General features: G+C 60.7%; 11 protein-coding genes. 5 read left to right on the top strand and 6 right to left on the bottom strand.

Annotation, left to right across the window (positions count from 1 at the left end; genetic code table 11):
* The first annotated feature begins 92 nt into the window (after window positions 1-92).
* Window positions 93-2,084: an LPXTG cell wall anchor domain-containing protein gene (locus AAAX59_RS01825; RefSeq protein WP_349070260.1), complete on the top strand. Its 1,992-nt coding sequence runs from the start codon at window positions 93-95 to the stop codon at window positions 2,082-2,084.
* Between the two features lie 427 nt (window positions 2,085-2,511).
* Entirely contained in the window at window positions 2,512-9,087 is a 6,576-nt protein-coding gene (locus AAAX59_RS01820; RefSeq protein WP_349070259.1) for a leucine-rich repeat protein, read from the top strand.
* Window positions 9,088-9,488: 401 nt separating this feature from the next.
* Here AAAX59_RS01820 and gltA read toward each other — a convergent pair whose 3' ends face one another.
* From gltA to glmU, 6 genes are all read right to left on the bottom strand, one after another.
* Entirely contained in the window at window positions 9,489-10,898 is a 1,410-nt protein-coding gene (gene gltA, locus AAAX59_RS01815; RefSeq protein ID WP_022094914.1) for an NADPH-dependent glutamate synthase, read from the bottom strand.
* Entirely contained in the window at window positions 10,889-11,728 is an 840-nt protein-coding gene (locus AAAX59_RS01810; protein ID WP_006235793.1) for a sulfide/dihydroorotate dehydrogenase-like FAD/NAD-binding protein, read from the bottom strand. The genes gltA and AAAX59_RS01810 overlap by 10 nt, the downstream gene beginning before the upstream one ends.
* A gap of 375 nt (window positions 11,729-12,103) precedes the next feature.
* The gene (gene pth / locus AAAX59_RS01805) at window positions 12,104-12,733 is read right to left on the bottom strand and encodes an aminoacyl-tRNA hydrolase (protein ID WP_187364989.1); all 630 of its coding nucleotides are present in this window, start codon (window positions 12,731-12,733) and stop codon (window positions 12,104-12,106) included.
* A gap of 351 nt (window positions 12,734-13,084) precedes the next feature.
* Window positions 13,085-14,212: a hypothetical protein gene (locus tag AAAX59_RS01800; RefSeq protein WP_349070258.1), complete on the bottom strand. Its 1,128-nt coding sequence runs from the start codon at window positions 14,210-14,212 to the stop codon at window positions 13,085-13,087.
* 451 nt (window positions 14,213-14,663) lie between these two features.
* Complete coding sequence (locus AAAX59_RS01795) at window positions 14,664-15,650, bottom strand: ribose-phosphate pyrophosphokinase (RefSeq protein ID WP_089573682.1); 987 nt, start codon at window positions 15,648-15,650, stop codon at window positions 14,664-14,666.
* 190 nt (window positions 15,651-15,840) lie between these two features.
* Window positions 15,841-17,253 (bottom strand): bifunctional UDP-N-acetylglucosamine diphosphorylase/glucosamine-1-phosphate N-acetyltransferase GlmU, encoded by a 1,413-nt coding sequence (gene glmU / locus AAAX59_RS01790; protein WP_349070257.1) that lies wholly within the window; start codon window positions 17,251-17,253, stop codon window positions 15,841-15,843.
* A gap of 198 nt (window positions 17,254-17,451) precedes the next feature.
* On the opposite strand from glmU, the gene AAAX59_RS01785 reads away from it, so the two are divergent.
* The 3 genes from AAAX59_RS01785 to AAAX59_RS01775 are packed head-to-tail and all read left to right on the top strand — an operon-like array spanning window position 17,452 to window position 20,700.
* Window positions 17,452-18,339: an energy-coupling factor transporter transmembrane component T gene (locus AAAX59_RS01785; protein ID WP_349070256.1), complete on the top strand. Its 888-nt coding sequence runs from the start codon at window positions 17,452-17,454 to the stop codon at window positions 18,337-18,339.
* Window positions 18,339-19,982, top strand: coding sequence for an ATP-binding cassette domain-containing protein (locus tag AAAX59_RS01780; RefSeq protein ID WP_349070255.1), 1,644 nt, complete (start codon window positions 18,339-18,341; stop codon window positions 19,980-19,982). Before AAAX59_RS01785 ends, AAAX59_RS01780 begins: the two co-directional genes overlap by 1 nt.
* Before the next feature lie 4 nt (window positions 19,983-19,986).
* Window positions 19,987-20,700 carry a DUF6580 family putative transport protein gene (locus AAAX59_RS01775; RefSeq protein ID WP_349070253.1) on the top strand — a complete coding sequence of 238 codons (714 nt, stop codon included), beginning with the start codon at window positions 19,987-19,989 and terminating at the stop codon, window positions 20,698-20,700.
* Window positions 20,701-21,219: the final 519 nt, after the last annotated feature.

Raw genomic sequence — 21,219 nt, 5'->3', positions numbered from 1 at the left:
AGGTAGAGGCCTAGGTTCACATCTACGAACCTAGGCATATGGAGTCATTTGGCACATCTTGGTGGTATGTCCCTACGACCAAGGAGGCCGTTATGAACGTAAGCCACTTTGACAAGCAAGCTCAACGTGAGTCCACCTGCTCGCTGGTTCACGGTACCTGGCGTTGTGTGGGTGCCAAAATAGCTTGCGCCGGCGCGTGTGCGCTTATGGTCGGTCAGTTGCTGCTGCCGAGCGTGGCGCTGGCGACGGAATGCGCCGATCCCGCCGCTGGGACGGATGAGGTTGCCGCGGCTCCGGTGACGCCGACGGTTGCGGAGGATACGGCTGCAACGACCGCGCCAGCTGCTTCGACCGCGCCTGCAACCGATGCTGCTCCGGCGGCGCAAGCCACCGTTGAGCCTCAGCAGACAATCCCAGCCGCTGCCGCCAATGAGCCTAGCGGTGCTGCGCTCGCTGGGCAAAACGCTTCTGGCGACGACAACGCCGCCATGCCGGCGAGCAACGCCATCATGCCCTGTGGCGTGACCGATGTGACAGGCGGGGGCGGCGTTAGGGTCAATACGACCGTGGTCGATCATCATACGAACTGCGAGCTTTCGGACAACATCACGCTCGAAAAGGGCCAGTCGTATACCCATGATTTTCCCGATGTTGAGGGTGGCATTCCAGAAGCGCTTGCGAGCGAAGTTGTCGAGGTTAAGTACTACAGGGCCGATGCCGCTTCGGGCACTCTGGTCGAAGTTCAGGATGCGTCCATGTCCGACGTGACGGCTCGCTTCGAACCCGTTGGCAATCACATGAGGCTGACGCTGACCTTTACGGGTGGCGCGGCAGGCGGCTCGTATCGACTCACGCGCAATGAGGCTCTCTATATTGGCTCGGCACTGGAGTATACCGGAACTGACTATGAAGGCAGCTCGACTATCCTCAACGAAACCAGGTACGATTATTACCTCCGCTACGCCATCAATAGCGAAATTACGCTCGTTGCGTCAGAAAACGAAGCCCTCCATAACCTGAACGTCAACGACGTGAAGACCAACTACGCGCCCGGCGAGGCGCCCCGCGCGACCGCGACGATTCCCGCTGCTGACGCCGACAAGTACGAGATCGCCTACGAGTGCTGGGAGGAGATGGATGGCAGCGACCCCGCGGAGCTCACGCCCGTTGCCTTCTGGTATTCCGACCCCGCCAAGTATCCGACGGGCGCGAGGAGGATCGAACACTTCGAAGAGGGCAAGTTCTACATGTATTCCGTCGAGCTGAGGCTCAAGGGCGACAATACCGTGGGCAATGACTGCATGATGTACGTCAACGGCCATTGGACGCACCACATCAAGACCGTCAACGGCGTCTTCGCGCCAAACGCTGACAATATGCTGTGCGAGCAGCCGATCGACGAATGGCGGGCCATCGACGTTATCGAGATCAACGGCGCCACGACCACCTTCAAGGCAGGCGATAAGCCGGTCTTTACGGCGAATGTTCCGACGGGCTCCAACTTCCTTCCTCAGTGTGAGTACTGGACGGGTAGCGACGGCAGCGAAGTGAACTCTCAGGAGTTCTGGGATCAGAACATCACGAACCACATCGACGCCTTTAAGCCTGGCGTGACCTATCGCTACGGTATCTACCTCAAGCCCGCGCGCGGATTCTACTTTACGCCCAACACCAAGCTGGTGATCAACGGCCAGGAGTGCGGCTACCAGATGGGCGAAGCGAGTGTAGTTGATCCCGAGAGCGGCTGTATCTTCACTCTGTGGCTCAACACCGATTTGACCTTTACGCCTGAAGCCACGCCGACTCCCGATCCGCAGCCTACGCCGGATCCCAATCCGACGCCGCAGCCCGAGGTCAAGCCCGAAACCAAGCCTGAGACGAAACCCGAGACCAAACCCGCGGCTAAGCCGGCCACGACAACCGCCACGACCAAGACGGTTGAGAAAGCCGCGCCGACCAAGAAGGGCGATGCTGTCCTGGCTACCACGGGAGATACCACCGTAATGACGGTCACCGCCCTAGGTATCGCTGGCGCAACCGTTGCCGCTGCCGGCATCGCCGCAACCAAGCGCCGCAAGCGTTAGGTTTTGGCGGCGGCGCCCATCCTCGGCTTTAGCAAAATCTCAATCTGTAACACCAAGCCAGTCAAAACGGCTCTAGATGTTACAGATTGAGATGAACCGAATGGCCGCCAACCTAACGTCTCGATCTGTAACACGTAGCGGGGAATTTGGTCTCTAACTGTTACAGATTGAGACAAAGCGGGGGCGGCTGGAGCAATATCTCGATCTGTAACAACTACAAGGCTCAACAGGGCCTAACTGTTACAGATCGAGACAAACATCGGAATCGGTTCGCCGACCAGACCCCAAACCGCCACAAAGGTGCCTGTCCCCTTTGTGGCGGTTTGCGCAGGTAGAACGGTAGGTTCGTATATATGAACCTACCGTTCGCTTTGTTTTTGGACGACGATTACGCTGGATGACTTTTGGTTTCAGGAAAGGAACGACCATGAGGTGGACCACTGTTCGAGCGCTTTGCCGCCGCCTGACCGTTGCCGCGGTGACCCTCACCATGGTGACGGGTTCGTTGCCCGCGGGCGCGTTTGCCGAGACCCTCACCACCGATAGCACCTTTGTGCAGACGGATGTCGAACAAGTAGACGATGCCGATGCCGCCGACGCCGCCGACCCCGCGCCCGATGCCGCCGACGCCGCGCCCGATGCCGGCGTTGCCGACCCCACAGTGCCCGCCGCCGATGACGTCCTTACGCCCCCGGACTCCGAGAGTGCATTGGCGGCAGGCCTGACGGGCGCCGGGCAGACCGAGAGCACACCTGCGGGTACGCTCGCCACCGATCTTGTCGAGGGCAAGGAACTCGCCGAGCAGCAGAAGCAAGAGGAGGCTTCCGGTGCCGAGGCAACCTGGAACGAGGAACTTGAACTCTGGGCAACCTCGAAGGGCGCCACGGGCGTAAAAGGCGAATACGATGATGGCTACGTGGCCGGCGAGCAGACTCCCGCGCAGTACTACTTCTCGATTGATAGCCTCACCAACGAAATTTCTATCGAGTATGGCGACGCGGGCATTACCACGTTGGAGGTGCCCTCGACCATCGACGACAAAAATGTCGTAAGCCTTACGGGTATGGGAAGCGCTGCGCTCACATCGATCACCTTCGCCCCTAATTCGCATGTCCGCTCGGTTGGAGGCTTGGGCGGCAGCAGCATCAAAGAGATCGCACTGCCCGATTCGGTCGAGGAGCTCAAGAGCTATGCATTCTACAAAAGCAAGACGCTCCAAACGGTAACCTGGCCCAACAACGCGGCCTTTACCACGATTCCCGAGCAGGCCTTTAAGGAATGTGAACAACTTGACGACAAGGTGGTGGCAACGCTGCCGCCTTCGGTCAAAACTATCGACTATCTTGCATTCGCCTATTGCGGCGTGCCACAGTTCTATGTCTCGGACACAACAGTGCTCACCTTTACGCAGATCAATGTGCCGGGCACGGTGGAGCGGATCGGGCACTATGCCTTTGATGGGTGCTCGCATGTGTCGTCGGTGACGATCGGCGATGGTGTCAAATCTATCGGGGCGCTCGCGTTCGCCTCTCTTGATCCTGCGATTGCCGGCAAAGAGATTGTGCTACCCAAAAGCGTGGAAATGATAGAGTGGGGAGCTTTTGAGAACACGAGATACGGAAACGAGACGAACCATAATGCCGTTGCCCTGCGCGTGATGAACCCCGATCTTCAGTTTGGTGAGGCGGGCTATCCGGGCGACTATAATGAGCGCGTGACAATCGATGGCGTAACGTATGCGATTCCCTTTAGTGAAGGCCAGACCATCTATGCCTATGCGACCGATTCGGCTGGCAACCCCTCGATGGTCAAAAAGCTTGCCGATGCCGTGGCCGATCGCAAGGACTCCGTCGATTCCTCGAAGCCTGCCTACACGTTTGAGTGGATGGGCGAGGCGGCCCAGATCACGGGCAAACTTCCCCAGGGCGCGGCGGCCGTGCTCGTGCAGGCGGGGCAGTCCACGCCGCTGGCGGTTGGCGATGACGGCAGCTTTACAGCGGACGCCCTCTCCAAGACGGCAGCCACCCTGCGCATTTCGCTCAGCGGTTACTATGACATGGTGCTGGCGCGCCCGGGCGACCAGATGACGGGCACATGGAATATCGGAGACATTAAGGCGGAGGACTTTACCAAGATTCCGGCTTCGCGCGCGATTGAGCTCAACGTGGGCTTTCTTGAACCGATTGTGGGCCAGGATAAGACCGAACGCATTGAGCTCGATAGTCTCGATAACATCGATCTGACGGTGAAGAGCGGCGGCAAGACGCTTAAGCCTGCCAAGGGTGACAAGGAAAACGACTTCCGTATCCAGGGTACAGCGCTCGTGGTGTCGCAGGCCATTGCCGATGCAGACCAGGATCTGGAGATAACGCTCGAGCCCAAAGACAGCCTCAAGCTGGGTGGGGCGACGGCGACGGTGAAGCCTTCGGCCGGCAAGGTCGATATCGACTTGAAACCCTGGGGCACGGCGACGGTCACGACCAAGGGCGACTACCAGGGCGCCAACCGCGTGCTGGTGTTCCGTACGTCCGACGGCAAGCTAGTCGCCGACGGCGTCACCTATTTGATGGGTTACGAAGACGATGGCACCACGCCTATCATGAAGGCCGAGACGCCGCGCCTTAAGGCCGGTTCGTACACCATCGTCGCCTTTAACAAGACGAGCTACGACATCCAAGCGACGAGCTATTCCACGTTTAGCCGCCTAGGGCTGACCGTGGGTAAGCATATCGCGCAAAAGCAGGTGAAGATTGAGGACGGCAAACAGCTCGACGTGACGCTCGACGTCCCCACGTTTGACGTGGAGACGTATCGTGCCGAGCGCGGGCTGACGGCGGGCTCGGTTATCGCTGATTCGTCCGCGGTCGTTGGCGCGGAGACCGAGCTGCGCATTCATTACGAGCTCAAGGACAGCCAGGCTGCCAAGATTGAGATTCCTCTGGCCAAGGATGCCGTCGAGGATGTGTCCGCAGGCGCTCGCGAAGCCGGCGCCAGCTCCGATGCCATGTGGGCTGCCACAACTTGGGAGGGCGACAACCTCGTTCTCGATATGAAGAAGAGTGCGGGCGCCGATGTGTTTGTGCGCTTTAAGCCTAAGGCCGCGGGCATCTATGCCGTCTCGCCGCTTATTACGCTGGGCGAGGTGACATTGCCGCTGGGAAGCACCACACTCGAGGTTAGCGGATCGCGCATCGAGGTCGACAACACCGACGTTCACAGCCTGCTGGGCAATGTGGCCTACGTGTATGCAGCGCCGGGCAAGAGCGTGCAGCTCACCGTGGGGACGGGCTCGTCGGCTGCAAAGTACACCGGCAAGACCAATAAACTCGGCCGTGCCAAGATTGAATACGAACTGCCGCAGGATACGCTTGCCGCCGAGCGTGTGACGCTCGAAGCGCGCGTGGGCTCGACCGATGTCGCCGCCGCTGCCGCAGAGGTGACGGCTCGCAACTATGTGCGCTATGTTCCGGGTGCTTCGGTCTGGAACTTTGATGTGACGTATCGTGGCGGTACGCAAAACCTGGTCAAGGACGGCAAGGACACGGGTAAGAGCCTGTGGACCTTCCACCATCTGCCGCAAAAGAAGAACGCCTACTGGACGTTCGATATTACGCTCGAGGTGGGAAACGAAGAGGCCGCCGACACGCTCGACCTGTACGTGGACTGCGTGGATGGCAAGACGGTGACGATTCCTCTGACTCAAAAGTCGCGCGAGGGCACCCGCGTGCGCTATGCGGCGGAGTATGTGGACGAGGGTTACCTTAAGCTGCTTAATGAGTTTAACAAGGCGAATGACTCGACCTATGTGAACTGCGGCAACTTTGAGCAAATCTTTATGCCGCAGACCTACCGCATCTCCAATGCTCAGCTTATGACCATGCTGAGTTTTGACGCCAACGCTTCGGCCAAAAAGCATTCCGCCGCGGCCGAGGAGCGCCAGCAGGAGTTCTCGAATGCCGTGCAGCAGTGGCACGAGTATATGATGGATAACTCGTTTAATGATGTCGACGAGGCCTTTAACGACGCGATTGACCAGATGGTCGCCGATGCGTTTGCCGAGGAGGACAAGGACGGTAAAGAGGACGAAGCCCAAGGTGGAGCTGCCCGTAAGGCTCGTCGCGCCCCTGCCGCCAGCGACGGCGAGGGTGATGGTACTGGCAACGACGAGGCCGCGCAGTTTGCGGCTGAGCTCAAGGCCGCGGTCGGCGGGTCGTCGGCGCTGCTGACCCAGCAGGGCGACAGCTATGGCGTCAATGTGGACAAGATGATCTTTGAGGATGCTTACGGCACCAGCGAGGATTGGTATCAGGAACTCGCGGCGGCCCAGGGCGCGAACGCTGCGGATGCGGCCGCCATCAAGAAGCTCGTCGACCATGCATCGCGAGCGGAGTTTATTGCCCAGCAGGCCGAGGATCTGGTGGGCCAGTCGATGGGTATCGGCCAGCTCAACCAATATGGAAGCTGGAATGACGCAACCGCTGCGGCGCTCAACAAGTGTGCGGGCATTAAGGCCAGCGAGTACAACGGCCAGTCGACGAGCGGGTTTAACGATTTGGGCCAGGCGCTCGGCAGCTCACTGAGCTACAAGGCGGCTGACGACGATACCGTCAAGGGCTTTAAGGTCGCCGCGCCCGATGGCGAGCAGACGGCCTATATCGAGTCGGAGTTTATCGAGAACTCCAATAACAACAAGAACCAGGCGCTTCTGTTTAACTCGATCGCCATGCAGTGTGACATTCTGGACAATCTGTACGATAACTGGAATGTGGTCCATAGCCTCAATAACTCTACGATTCGCGGCTGGCTTATGGCTTGGAAGCGTAACGGCGACGTGAGCGCCCATATGAAGCTCATCCGCACGATTCGTTCGCTCAAGAGCTATAAGATCGAGTGCGAGATGTTCGGACAGGTCTTTAAGACCGATGCGTGGAAGGCGGCCGGCCAGGCGTTTCCCGCGGCGACCCAGGGCATCGGCATCTTTACCGGCATTTACGGCGTGAACGATGCCAGCAAGAACTGGGAGAACGTGAACGTCCGTATGCAGAAGGTGAAGGGCGAGCGCGAGGGCTATGAGCTTCAGCATACGCGCCTGCTTGCCAAGCCCGAGAAGACCGAGGACGACTGGAAGTGCATTTACGCGCTGCGCGACGCCATGGAGAAGGCGCGTGCGTTTGAGGATCTGCTGCATCGCCAGCTCTGCCACGACAGCACCGATGTGGCGGTGGGCTCCATTATGACAATCGCCGGCGTGCTGACGGCCGGTTCGGCGGGTACCGTGGTGGGCGCTGCCTATGACGCGGCTTCGACCAGCGTAGGTTCGGAGTGCGCGATTAAGCTGACCAATGCCGAATGCGCCTACGATGTTGCCTGCGAGCAGGTGGAGCGCGCGTGCCAGAATCGTATTACGGTCAACTGGGGCGAGCTGACTGATACCGAGGTCTACAAGGCCAACAAGGACGGCTTGATCTCGGACGAGAAGATGCAGTCGATCTTCGAGGCGCGTTATCGCAATGTGGCTGCCAAGGCTGCACCCGACCCTGCGGGCGTGGTGTACGAGGGCCTGCTGTCCAATACGGTTGAAGGCGCGACGGTTGAGCTGTGGAGCGCCGACGATGCGGCCGGTACCAATGCAGTGCGTTGGGATGCCGAGGAGTATGAGCAGGACAATCCGCTTGCAACGGGTGCGGACGGTGCGTACAACTGGAATACGCCGACCGGCTGGTATCAGGTGCGCGTGACCAAGGACGGGTATGAGGAGGCGCGTTCGGCCTGGCTGCGCGTGCCGCCGATTCAGACTGAGGTGAACATTGGCTTGGCGTCGACGGCGGCGCCCGAGGTGGCTTCGGCCCATGCCTATACCGATTGCGTCGAGGTTGAGTTTGCGCAGTATATGGATGCGAGTGACGATACCCTGGCCGCATTGTGCGCGCAGGGCTTGGGCGACGTGACGTATACGTGGCTCGATAAGCAGGACGATCCCAATGGCAAGCCGCTGTCGCGCGTGCTGCGTATTCGCTATGCCGATGCGTGTGAGGTGGGCTCGACGGTGTCGTTTGAGCTCGACGGTGCTCGCAACTACGCCGGCACGGCCATGGCGCGCTGGGCAAGCGGCGAGCTTGTCGTGGGCGTTCGTGCCGACAAACTCAAGCTCAACGTGGAGCAGGCCGTGACCATGCTTGAGGGCAGTGACTTTGAGCTGGTGGCGCACGTGACCGATAAGGCGGGCAAGCCGTTTGCGGGCGCCAAGGTTAGTGTTGGGCTGGAGTCCTCGGCTATCTGCTCTGTCGATGCCAACCAGGCCGTGACGGGCGAGGACGGCGCGGCGACGTTTGTGCTGCATGGTGCTCTGCCCGGTTTGACGACGTTGACGGCGGCGGTGGACGGCACGGCGCTGTCCAAGCAGGTCGACGTTCGCGTGTCTGCCGAGGCAGTGCGACCGGCGCGACCGGTGGCGACGATTGGTGCGACGACGTTTGGTGCATGGTCGCCCAAGGAGAACTACATTACGGTGCCCAAGGGCACGAAGCTGGAGCTTTCTGCCGAGGATGGCACGACGATTTGGTACACCACCAACGACACCTGCCCCTGCCGTGACGAAGGCCGCGTAAAGTACACCGAGCCTATTGCGCTCGATAGCAACATGTATGTGCGCATTGCGGCACAGCGCCCTGGCATGTCGTACAGCGAGTATTCCGAGCGTCTGAACATTACGATTACGGTGACCGATGAGCCGGAGCCTGAGCCGACGCCTGACGGCGGCGAGCAGGGTGGCGGTACGGATGGCTCTGGTGGCGCCGGGGTCCCTGCGGGCAGTTCGACTTCGACGACGACCACGGTGACGACGAACAAGTCCAAGGGTAAGGGCAAGAACGGCAAGAAGTCCGGTGGCACGGAGCTTGCCGGCACGGGTGACTCCGCCGCGATGACGGTCGCTGCCCTGGGCATCGCCGGTGCAACCGTTGCCGCAGCCGGCATCGCCGCGACCAAGCGCCGCAAGCATTAGAGCTGGGTGACGGCTCTCGTTCTCGGCCTCAGTAAAATCTCGATCTGTAACACCAAACTGCCCAAAACGGCTCTAGATGTTACAGATTGAGATGAACCGAATGGCCGCCAATCTAATGTCTCGATCTGTAACACCAGGCGGGGAATTTGACCTCTAACTGTTACAGATTGAGATGAACAGGTGGATGTTCGCACAATATCTTGATCTGTAACAACTACAAGGCTCAACAGGGTCTAACTGTTACAGATTGAGACAAACGCCGGAATTGGTTTGCCGACCAGTCCCCAACCACCACAAAGGTGCCTGTCCCCTTTGTGGTAGTCGGCCGGCATAGAAAAAAGTCCCCGCCGGGCGTGTGCTCGACGGGGACTTTGCCGTTTGGTGGCTAGTGCTGTAGGTGATTACTCGCCCAACAGGCTCTTGGTGATGGAGGCAGCGGCCTTCTTGCCGGCGCCCATCGCCAGAATGACCGTAGCGGCACCGGTGACGATGTCGCCGCCGGCCCAGATGCGGGGATCGGTGGTCTGGCCAGTCTCCTCATCGGCAACGATGTAGCCCCACTTGTTGAGCTCCATCTTGCCGCCGATCTTCTTTGCGAAGGGGTTGGCGTTGGTACCGATAGCCGAGATCGCGACGTCGCAAGGAATCTCCTCGATGGCGCCCTCGATGGGCACCGGGCGACGACGGCCGGACTCGTCGGGCTCGCCGAGCTCCATCTTCTGGACCTTGACGGCGCACACGGAGCCGTCCTCGCCGGCGACAAACTCGAGCGGGGAGACGAGCGGCAGAACCTCGACGCCCTCGGCCTTGGCATGGTGCAGCTCGGCGCGACGACAGGGCATTTCGTCCTCGGTACGACGGTAGGCGATGATGGCGTGCTCGGCGCCCAGACGCTTGGCGGTGCGGACGGCGTCCATAGCCACGTTGCCGCCACCAAAGACGACGACGTTCTTGCCGTGCTTGGTGGGGGTATCGTACTCGGGGAACTTGTTAGCCTTCATCAGGTTCACGCGGGTGAGGTACTCGTTCGCGAAGAAGACGTTGGGCAGGTTCTCGCCGGGGACGTTGAGGAACTTGGGCAGGCCAGCGCCGGTCGCCACGTAGATGGCGTCGAAGCCCTGCTCGAACAGCTCCTCGGCCGTGGCCATGTTGCCAACGACGGAGTTGTACTCAAACTTGACGCCCATGTCCTCCAGGCCGTCAATCTCGCGCTTGACGACAGCCTTGGGCAGACGGAACTCGGGGATGCCGTAGACCAGCACGCCGCCGCCGGTGAAGAAGGCCTCGAAGACGGTAACGTCAAAGCCGTTGCGGGCGAGCTCGCCGGCGCAGGTGATGCCGGACGGGCCGGAGCCGACGACGGCGACCTTCTTGCCGTTCTTGGGGGCCATCTTGGGCGTGGAGGCGAGCTCGGGGCGGTCACCCAGGAAGCGCTCGAGCTGGCCGATGGCCACGGGCTCGGACTTCTTACCACGGATGCACTTGCCCTCGCACTGGTTCTCCTGCGGGCAGACGCGGCCGCAGATGGCGGGAAGCATGGAGTCCTCGCGAATGGTATCGAGAGCGCCGCCGAAGTCCTTCGCGCGGATCTGCTCGATAAAGCGGGGAATGTTGATGTTGACGGGGCAGCCCTCAACACAGAACGGCTTCTTGCAGTTGAGGCAGCGCTCGGCCTCGGCCAGCGCCATCTCTTCGGTGAAGCCCTTGTCGACGGGGCGGAAGTCGCAGGCGCGCTCGGCAGCCGGCTCCTCGTTATCGGGGGTGCGGGGCGACTTCATATCGGCAACGAAACGACCGTTAACTAGTGGCATGCGCAGCTCTTTTCCTCATAGGCCTTGAGGGACTCGCCCTCTTCGGAACGGTAAGCGGCCTGGCGGGCACGAAGGTCATCCCAGTCGACCAGGGTGGCATCGAAGTCGGGGCCGTCGACGCAAGCGAACTTGGTCACGCCGCCCACCTCGACGCGGCAGCAGCCGCACATGCCGGTGCCGTCAACCATGATGGGGTTGAGGGACGCGGTGATGGGGGTGTCGTACTTCTGGGCGGTGAGGGTCGAGAACTTCATCATCGGAACGGGGCCGACGCAGAAGACCTGGCTCACGGCCTTGTCCTGCAGCAGACGCTCCAGCGGAGCGGTGACAACGCCCTGCTCGCCGTAGGAACCGTCGTCGGTGGTGATGTGGATGTGGTCCTCGTCGAGGAGCTCGCGGAACTGGTCCTCCATGAGCAGGAGGTCCTTGGTGCGGGCGCCCATGATGGCGTGAACCTCGTGACCGGTCTCGACCAGGTGTTTGGCGACCGGGAAGGCAATTGCCAGGCCGACGCCGCCGCCAATGACGGCGCAGGGGCCCTCGGCCATCTCGGTGGGAACGCCCAGCGGGCCCACGACGTCGCGCAGCGACTCGCCGGCCTCGTAGGTGGAAAGCATCTCGGTGGTCTTGCCGATCACCATGAAGATGAACTCGACCCAGCCCTCGTCACCGTTCCAACCAGCTAGGGTAAACGGGACGCGCTCGCCCGTCTCGTTGGCGCGAACCATGAGGAACTGTCCAGCGTGCGCATGCTTGGCGATCGCGGGCGCCTCGATGCGGAACTTGAACACCTTCTCCGAGAACTGCGTCTTCTCCAGGATCTTATACATAGAACCCCTCTCTTGTTAGGGCCGCCGAACCGTGCCTCCACGGAAATGGACGGTAGCCCGAGTAAAACCGTACGCGCACAGGCGTTGTGCAGACATACGGTGCAAATTATACCCTCATGGACATGCTGTTTACGTGTGTCTTCGGCGGTTGGGAAAAGGGCTTATCCACATCGACCTACCAAATAGGGACAGGTTGATTTTGGTCGGTTTTATCAGGCAAAACGACAAAGGGGGCCGGCCTCGGGTTGTGATGAGGCCGGCCCCCTTTTGGGGTGTTATGCGTGTATGGCAGTGCGGGGTTTATTGCGATGCGGCCACCGTGGAGTTTCCGCAGATAAAACCTGCCAAAATAAACCTGTCCCTAAACGGTAGGTTTTAGTGCTTGCCGTTGGCGGAGGCGGCGCCGTTGACGTGGTCGCGGGCATAGATCACGCCGTGCACGATGGCCAGGCCGGCGGCGTCGGCGGCGCGGGCGCAGGTGTCCTGGAAGTCATCGGCCTCGCGGGCACGCAGCTGTTTGAGCACATAGTCTGCCACGGCCATCTTGCCGGGAGGGTTGCCGATGCCGGTGCGGATACGGCTAAAGTCGCGGCTGCCCATCTTGTCGATGATGGAGCGCAGGCCGTTGTGACCGGCATGGCCTCCGCCCACCTTGACGCGCACGTCACCGGCGGGAATGTCGAGCTCATCGTGGATGACGAGCAGCTCCTCGGCCTTGATTTTGTACTCGCGGCAGAGCTTGGAGATGGGTCCGCCCGAGGTGTTCATGTACGACTGCGGCTTGACCAGTACAATCTGGCGCTTACCGCCCTCTTCCTCGGGATCGTTGATGTTGATGAGCGCGACCTCGGCGCCGGCCTGGTTTTTCCAGTACGTGACGCCGGCCTGACGGGCCAGCTCGTCAATCGCCTTAAAGCCGGCGTTGTGGCGGGTCTCGGCATATTCCTCGCCAGGGTTGCCAAGTCCGGCAACCATGCGAATCTTAAGCGGCTGTGCAGCTGCCATGTTCATCCTTTCGTTGATTTGTCGCCTGCTATGGTGAGCGACCCTGTTGCCGCTGTCAAATGGAGGGCAATTGAGGTTGTTTGGGGGCGTTTGGACGGCCGTCAAAATCCGAGGTGGACAGTTAGTTCAGATACGTATAAGTTCTGAGGACTCGAATTGCTCAATTCAATGCCGATACGTTGTTTTGGAACTTTAGTTAGTCCATATGACGCTGTTTTGAAGTCTACCCCGCTTTCAAATAGGGCGAATGGTATAGAGATAGCTGCAAAACAGCCTAATTCAATGTGTCTATTTATACGTATTTGAACTAACTGTCCAGCCCTGTTCGACGGCGCACGGGTGATTCGCCGTTTAGACCGGCGCAAGGCCGATTCCGGCCCGCAGAGCGTTGAGCCAAGCGGCCTGACGCTTGCGATAGCCCTTGATGCGATATCGGAATCGGACTCCTGCGAGTCGATGCATCGTTTGGGCGAAGGCTTCGAGTGCAACAAGGTCTTTCATTTGGTCGCGATTGATAACCAGGACGTGGATGCCCATTGCCTTGAGGCCATTATTTCGATTGCCATCGTGGATGCGAGCGTTTTGAAGCTCATGCCCAATTCCGTTGTATTCGTTGTCGACTCCGGCAGCCGGGCAATATAGGTCGCAGATGGCGTAAGGGATGCCGGAGGACATGTTAACCGCAAGAGTGTCGAAGTCGATTCGATAGTTGAGTAGCAGGCCTCCCATGGGCAGGCTGCAACATCCGAATCCGCCAAAGCGCATGGGCGCTCCGAGAACGGCTAACATTAGGGATTCGGCTGGGGATGCAGATCCGGGTCGGGCAAGCTTGACTGCCGTGCGAAACGAGGTGTATGAGCTACTTTTGGCGAAGCGCGCGACCGCCTCGAGATCTTCGATGGTCGTGGCGGGCTCGCATTTGTAGTGCGCCTGTTCGTAGCGGGTTTCGTTCTGCTGTTTGGCTGCCGACTGGCCGCCAAGGCAATCAAGATCGCCCGTCGCTGCGCAGCTATCGCCCTTGGGCCAGATGTCGTCATAGGCGATGGGGTAGGTTGCCTCGGGCGGAAGGGAGTAGGTTCCGAGCAGCTCCATAAGGAGCATCAAGGTTTTGGCGACCGATTCATTTTTAGAACAAAGCATGGCTGTCATGGCAGGAGACGTTGCGTAGATGTCGGCCTCGACGTGCATAATTGCACCTTCAGGAAGCGGAGCGGAGAGAATATGCTGAAGAAGTCGCTTGTCGGGGCGTCTGTTGTCTTCGTTTGAAACGAGAAGATCGAGTAGTTCGGAATTATCTTCATTCCAGGCGTCGAGTATCGAAAGTGCGCCAAAGTCTATCGCGTCATTATTGGGAATGCAGCTAGCCAAGGCCTGTGCTTGCTGTTCACTATCAACGGAGTCCCAGGGTAGGGCAGAGTACGCCCGTCGTGCGCGACGAATTGCGCGGAGGGCGGAGAAATGTGAAATCACGGTCGTCATAGCTATAACGTACTAAGTTGGCGGCAGAATGCGACCGCCATACCGTTCTTTTCGCTCAGCGGGGCGCTGTGCGCCATGAACGGCTGGGTGTTATGAAATCGGTGGAATCGGTTGAGGGGATTGCAGGAAATTGAGCTCTGCCGCGAAGGTTGACGATAGCTACTGGACAGTTAGTTCAGATACGTATAAGGCGACGGGCATTCGAGGCGTTTCTAAGGGCCTTCGAGGGTGATTTGAGGGTAAATATGCGGCGGTTGTACTCGAAAACGATGAGCTTTGGGCGGCATGGCATCCGCCGGGGAGCTCAGAAGGCTCCGAACGGCCCTTTGGGGCTTTAAAAAATACGTATCTGAACCAATTGTCCAGGGAAGGTTGGCGAGGGATAGAAAAAGGGCCGGAAGCGAGCTTCCGACCCTTTAAAAGCATCAAAGATGATGCGATGCGCGTTGGACTACAGCGCGAAGTCGCCGCCGACGAGCGTGGAGACGGGCTCCTCGTGGTAAACGGCGGAGATGGCCTGAGCGAACTCCTCGGCGACCGAGATGGTCTTAATCTTGCCGCCGACCTCGACGGGAATGGCATCGGTGACGACGCACTCGACGATGGGGGCGTCGTTCAGACGCTCGATGGCCGGACCGGAGAAGATGCCGTGGGTGGCGCAGACGTAGATGTCGCCAGCGCCCATAGCCTTGAGCTCCTTGACGTTGGCGCACAGGGTGCCAGCGGTGTCGATCATGTCGTCGTTGATGATGCAGGTCTTGCCCTTGATGTCACCGATGATGCCCATGACCTCGGCGGCGTTGTGGCGCGGACGGCCCTTGTGGGCGATGGCCAGGTCGCAGCCGAGCATGTCGGACAGCTTCTTGGCGGCCTTGGCGCGGCCCACATCGGGGGAGACGACAACCAGGTTGTCGGTGTCGAAGTGCATGTCGTTGTAGTACTGGCCAAACAGCGGCAGCGCGGACAGGTGGTTAACCGGGATATCAAAGAAGCCCTGGATCTGACCCTGGTGCAGGTCGAGGGTAATGATGCGGTTGACGCCGGCGCGCTCGAGTAGGTTGGCGACGAGGCGGGCGGTGATGGGCTCACGCGGGCCGGCCTTGCGGTCCTGGCGGGCATAGCCGTAGTGGGTGATGACGGCGGTGATGGAGCGGGCGGATGCGCGCTTGGCAGCGTCGGTGGCGATGAGCAGCTCCATGAGCATGTCGTTGACGTTGCCGCCGGCCACGGACTGAATCAGGAAGACGTCGGCGCCGCGGACGGTCTCGTCGTAGCGGGCGTAAATCTCACCGTTGGCGAACTGCTTTAGCGTAAGGCCCGAAAGCTCGACCCCAAGGTACTCAGCGATCTTCTGAGCGAGGGGACGGTTGGAGGAACCGGAATACACGCGGATGGACTTGCGCATATTCTCCGACTTCTCGGGATCATTAATCGGCATTACCCTTCTCCTTTATATCGAATGCCATATAGATGCCTTGTTGCATTGTAACCGCGCGGCGGGGTTAATCGGGTCTTGATAACGTCTTTACCGTCAACGGACACGAACCGACCACTCATCCGGTCGCGCAGGTCACGATAGAAAAAGGAGCCGTCCCCATGGAACAGCTCCTTTTGTGCTTGGTGAAACGTTATGCCTCGTCGTCCTCGTGCAGACGGCGGCGATAATCGGCGGCCCAGCCCTCAATATTTACCTGACGGGCGCGGCCCAGACCGAGTGCGTCGGCCGGGACCGGCTCGGTGATGACGGAGCCGGCGGCCACGAGTGCACCGTCGCCAATCTGGGCGGGCGCGACCATCATGGTGTCGGAACCGATGAAGGCATCCTTGCCGATGACGGTCTTGTGCTTGTGGACGCCGTCGTAGTTGCAGGTGATGGAGCCAGCGCCCACGTTGACGCCAGAGCCCATGGTGGTGTCGCCGATGTAGGACAGGTGCGGCACCTTGGAGCCCTCGCCGATCGTGGACTTCTTGATCTCCACGTGCGTGCCGGCCTTGGAGCCGTCGAGCATGTGGGTGCCCGGGCGCAGGTAGGCGCGCGGGCCGCAGTCGACGCCGTTCTCGATGGCGGCCTCGATGGCGATGGTCTCGTCGATGACGCAGCCGCTGCCGACGGTGGTGTCGGTGAGGCGGCTGTTGGGGCCGAGCTGGCACTCTTCGCCCACGGTGACGTGACCGATCAGATGCGTCTGCGGCCACACGATAGTGTCGCGGCCGATGACGGCGTCGGGGCCGATCCAAGCCTGTGTGGGGTCGATGAAGGTGACGCCTTCGGCCATCCAATGCTCGTTGATACGGTCGCGCGCGATGGCGGTGAGCTGCGCAAGCTGGATGCGGCTGTTGACGCCCAGGCCGTCGCGGTAGTCATCGCAGTGGAAGATGGAGACCGCCTGACCGTGGCGTTTAAGGATCTCGAGCATGTCGGGCAGGTAGTACTCGGACTGCGCGTTGTCGTTGCCGATCTCGTCAATGTGGGCAGCGAGCTGCGCACCGTCGAAGGCGTAGCAGCCGGCGTTGCACTCCAGCAGCGTGTCGGCCTGCTCGGGCGTGCAGTCCTTCTGCTCGATGATGCGCTCGATCTGGCCGTCGGCGCCCAGCTTGATGCGGCCGTAGCCAAAGGGATCGCGCGGGGTCATGGTCATAACGGTGCAGGCGAGCTCGCCGGTGGCGACGGTCTGCGCGAACTTGGCGACGGTGTCGGCGGTGATGAGCGGCAGGTCGCCGTTGAGCACGACGACGGGGCCTTGCGTGATGCCGCAGGCTTCGAGCGCAACCTTTACGGCGTGACCGGTGCCCAGGCGCTCGGTCTGCTCGACGCACTCGACCTTGGTGGCGCTGCTGGCGTAGGCGCCGCCGATAAGGGCACGCATCTCGTCGGCATGGCTGCCAATGACGACCACGACGCGGCTGCAGCCGGCCTTGATAGTGGCGTCGACGATCCACTGAACCATGGGCTTACCCAGGATCTTGTGCGAAACCTTGCAGTGGTTCGACTTCATGCGGGTGCCCTCGCCGGCAGCGAGGATAATTGCGGTTGCGTCCATGTGATCTCCTGTTACGTTATAGAGACGTGTGTTTGGAAACGATACACGGCGCAATATGATACCGCAGGCATATGATGAGCGCGTAACGTTTGGGCCGCGGCGGCTGGGTTTGTGGTTCCGGCGCGGCGGTTGCGCTGGTTACGAGCGGTGCCGGCAGCGCTTCGGCGTCGGTGATTTGGCGGGAGAGCGGGGATGCCTATGGACAACATGCGAGAGGGCTTGGGCGCCGAGCCCGTCGCGGCATTCTCGATGTCGCACCCGGCGGTGCCTGCGCTCTACATGGCGCTGACGCTGGGGCTCACCATGTTCTCGATGCAACCGGTGCTGATCGCGCTGTCGCTCGCGGGCGGGTTGGCATACGGCTTTGCGACCCGCGGGGCTGCCCGCACGTTGGGCTCGCTTCGCTGGCAGCTGCCGGTGATTTTGATCATTGCGCTGGTCAACCCGCTGTTTAGTGCATCGGGCTCGACCGAACTTTTCCATATTGGCATGCGCGTGGTGTATTTGGAGAGCATGGTATACGGCCTGTGTATGGGTGGGCTGTTTGTGGCGAGCGTGCTGTGGTTTGAGGCTGCGGCGTCGATGCTCGAATACGACAAGGTGCTCGCGCTGCTGGGCAACGCCGCGCCGGTGCTCGCGCTCATGATCTCGATGTGCATGCGGCTTATCCCGCAGTTTTTGCGCCGCGGCCGCACGGTCCTGGCGGTACAGGATGCGATCGACGTTCCGGGGCGCGCTCCGGCCGACCCCGTGCGCTCGCGCTTGCGGGCCTCGAGTGTGCTGATGGGCTGGGGCATGGAAGATTCGCTTGAGCGCGCGGACGCCATGCGCTCTCGCGGGTGGGGCGCCGCGGCGCGCCGCACGACGTACGCGCGGTATCGGCTGGGGCGCGGCGACGTTGCCGCGCTGGTTGGGCTTGCGATGTTTGGCGCTACTGCGGTGGTGGTGGCGTGGATTGCGACGACGCAGTATTCGTTTTACCCGCAGCTTTCGGTGCCGGCGCCGTGGCCGGGTTATGTTGTGTACGCGGTCTGGATGGCGCTGCCCTGCGCACTGCACGCGATTGACGAGAAGAGGTTTGGCTGATGGCTCGGTTGGACGGGAGCAAGATGGCGGGCACGGTGTGCGGCTCGGATGCGCCGGCGATTGAAGCGCAGGGTCTGCGTTTTGCCTATCCCGGGGCTGGCGCACCGGTGCTCGAGGCACTCGATTGGCGCGTTCCCCAAGGAGCATTTGCACTGCTTGTTGGTGGTACCGGGGCGGGTAAGTCGACGCTGCTCTCGCTGCTCAAACCCGAGATCGCGCCGACGGGCGAATGCACTGGCGAGTTGCGCGTGCTGGGCGAGAACGTTGCCGACATGGACGTTCGGGCGTCTGCGGAGCGCGTGGGCTATGTGTTTCAAGACCCCGAGAACCAGATCGTATGCGAAAGCGTGTGGCACGAGATGTCGTTTGGCTTGGAAAACCTGGGCATGTCGCGCGACGAAATGCGCCGTCGCGTAGCTGAGACCAGCTATTTCTTTGGAATGGAGGATTGGCTCCACCGCGATACCGATACGCTTTCGGGCGGACGCAAGCAGCTGCTGTCGTTAGCGGCCGTTTTGGCGCTGCGCCCTCGCGTGCTGCTGCTCGACGAGCCCACGTCTCAGCTGGATCCTGTTGCCGAGAAAAATTTTCTGCATGCGCTGTTTCGCGTGAACCGCGAGCTGGGCTGTACGGTTGTTGTGGCGACGCACCAGCCGCGCCCGATGCTCGAGTATGCGACGTGCGCGTACCGGATTGAGGGCGGCCGCGTGCGCGAGGTGGCGGATATGGCTTCTTTGGGACGCCGAGAATCGCTGTTTTCCGACGACATGTTGGGGTGGGGTGCCATCCGATGTGCAAAAAACGGAGTATTCAGCAGGCGTGAGGACAATTTGGGCTCTCTGGAGCCGCCCGGGGACGTATCGAGCGCGAAAAAAAGTTCGGAATTGGACAAATCGTCCAATTTTGTGGCGCAAACGTCGCTCGAGAACGGCTCGGAAGCCTTTCCGCGCACGGATGGAAGCAGAATACTCCAAAAAATGCACGGCGGGTCGGCTACCACCCTGTCGGAAGGCTGGTTTCGCTACAATCGCGCGGGCGGTTGGGCGCTGCGTGGGCTCGACGTGGCGTTTTCGGCCGGTGCGGTGCATGCGGTTGTTGGCGGTAACGGCTGCGGCAAGTCGACAATGCTTTCGGTGCTGGCGAAGACCGCCAAGCTGCAGCGCGGCCGCATGGTGCGCGGAGCGGCCTCGGCGGCGCTGCTGTCTCAGAATCCCAAAGCATTGCTGGTTGCCGAGACGGTTCGCGATGAGCTGATGGAATGGGCCTCGACCTGCGGATATGACGAGAACTTGGCGCGGGAGCGCGCGGCGAGCTTGGGGTTGTCGGGTCTGGATGGACGCCATCCGTACGATCTCTCGGGCGGGCAGCGTCAACTGCTTGCATTGGCAAAACTGCTGCTAATCGGCCCCGAACTGCTATTGCTCGATGAGCCCACCAAGGGTCTAGACCTGTTCAGCCGCCGCATTATCGCCCGCGCCCTGCGTGACCATGCGAAGGCTGGCGGCACCGTCATCATGGCTACGCACGATTTGGACTTTGCCGAGCAGGTAGCCGACGACGTCGCCATGATGTTTGACGGCGAGATTGCCTGCATGGAGCCGCCGGCCGACTTCTTTGCCGACAACGTGTTCTATAGGGCGTGATGGAATGGCGGATTATCGCGGCTTGCGCCTGCTTGCAAAACTGGAGATCCCGCTGTTGTTGGCGGTGCCGGCGGTGATGGCTGCCGCGTTGCTGGCGGGTGTTGAGCAGGCAGCGTTGGCCATGCTGGTTGTGGTGGCGTTGGTGCTTGCGCTGTTCTTTGCGGGCTATGAGGCATCGCGTCCAGGCCTGCGCCAGATTATGCCCACGCTGGTGCTAGCGGCGCTGGCGGCGGCGGGGCGCATCCTGTTTGGGCCCATTCCCGACTTTAAACCGGTGAGCGCTATCGCCATTATCGCGGGGGCGACGCTTGGTCGCCGCAATGGTTTTATGGTTGGCGCGCTGGCGGCGCTGACCAGCAATTTCTTTTTTGGGCAGGGCATGTGGACGCCGTGGCAGATGTATGCCTGGGGGCTCGTGGGATACGTTGGCGGTGCGCTGGCGCATGCCGGCGCTTTTGATCGCGCCGATGGCACCGTGCGTATGCCGGCGCTGCTGACCTACGGCTTTGCGTCGGGCTTGCTCTATGGTGTCGTGATTAACGCGTATGACATCATTGGATTTGTACAGCCGCTTACTTGGGCGGGTGCCGTGGCGCGTCTTGCCACGGCAGTGCCGTTCGATATCACACACGGCCTCGCGACCTGCGTGTTCTTGGCCGCCCTGTACAAGCCCTGGTGTCGCCGCATCAACCGAGTCGTCGTGAAATACGGGCTGTAAGGCTGGTTGCGCCGACGCAGGAATCAATACTGCCAAAGTGCCATTTTAAAACTATGCCGGTTTACGGGGCTAGATTGGCGCAGGCAGACCATACCGGCTTTTTCCGAAATAGAACAAGCCGTTTACCTGCGGTTTTGTTATTTCGAAATTGCGTATGGTTGGGGGTTCGCGATTCAGCCCCGTAAACCGGCATAGTTTTGGAATGGCCGGCTTATATGACGGGCAACGTGGCCCTCAGAGAGCCAAATTGATCCGTATTTCTTCCCGCCCCCAGACGTCCCCGGGGAATCAGCTGAATCCGCCCGCCACGAAATCGGCCTATCTACTACGTTTGGCTCGACACCCCCAAACGCAACCGCGTTTTATGAAAAACCGCAGGCTTTTTACCTGCACTGATAATTGTTCTCGGGGGAAGCGGGCACTGCGGGGCGCGGCAACGGCGCGCGATTTCCGCGTCGCAGCGCTACCCTGATGCTGAATGCCGGGACGATGACCCACTGACCTGCTGACGCCTCTTCG

It is taken from the genome of Collinsella sp. CLA-ER-H2 (genome assembly GCF_040092405.1).
Lineage (GTDB): Bacteria > Actinomycetota > Coriobacteriia > Coriobacteriales > Coriobacteriaceae > Collinsella.
This window is presented reverse-complemented; position numbering and strand designations above follow the sequence as displayed.

Coding starts and splice junctions, on each gene's coding strand:
- AAAX59_RS01825 (WP_349070260.1), top strand. CDS start 93: ATGAACGTAAGCCACTTTGACAAGCAAGCTCAACGTGAGTCCACCTGC.
- AAAX59_RS01820 (WP_349070259.1), top strand. CDS start 2,512: ATGAGGTGGACCACTGTTCGAGCGCTTTGCCGCCGCCTGACCGTTGCC.
- gltA (WP_022094914.1), bottom strand. CDS start 10,898: ATGCCACTAGTTAACGGTCGTTTCGTTGCCGATATGAAGTCGCCCCGC.
- AAAX59_RS01810 (WP_006235793.1), bottom strand. CDS start 11,728: ATGTATAAGATCCTGGAGAAGACGCAGTTCTCGGAGAAGGTGTTCAAG.
- pth (WP_187364989.1), bottom strand. CDS start 12,733: ATGGCAGCTGCACAGCCGCTTAAGATTCGCATGGTTGCCGGACTTGGC.
- AAAX59_RS01800 (WP_349070258.1), bottom strand. CDS start 14,212: ATGACGACCGTGATTTCACATTTCTCCGCCCTCCGCGCAATTCGTCGC.
- AAAX59_RS01795 (WP_089573682.1), bottom strand. CDS start 15,650: ATGCCGATTAATGATCCCGAGAAGTCGGAGAATATGCGCAAGTCCATC.
- glmU (WP_349070257.1), bottom strand. CDS start 17,253: ATGGACGCAACCGCAATTATCCTCGCTGCCGGCGAGGGCACCCGCATG.
- AAAX59_RS01785 (WP_349070256.1), top strand. CDS start 17,452: ATGGACAACATGCGAGAGGGCTTGGGCGCCGAGCCCGTCGCGGCATTC.
- AAAX59_RS01780 (WP_349070255.1), top strand. CDS start 18,339: ATGGCTCGGTTGGACGGGAGCAAGATGGCGGGCACGGTGTGCGGCTCG.
- AAAX59_RS01775 (WP_349070253.1), top strand. CDS start 19,987: ATGGCGGATTATCGCGGCTTGCGCCTGCTTGCAAAACTGGAGATCCCG.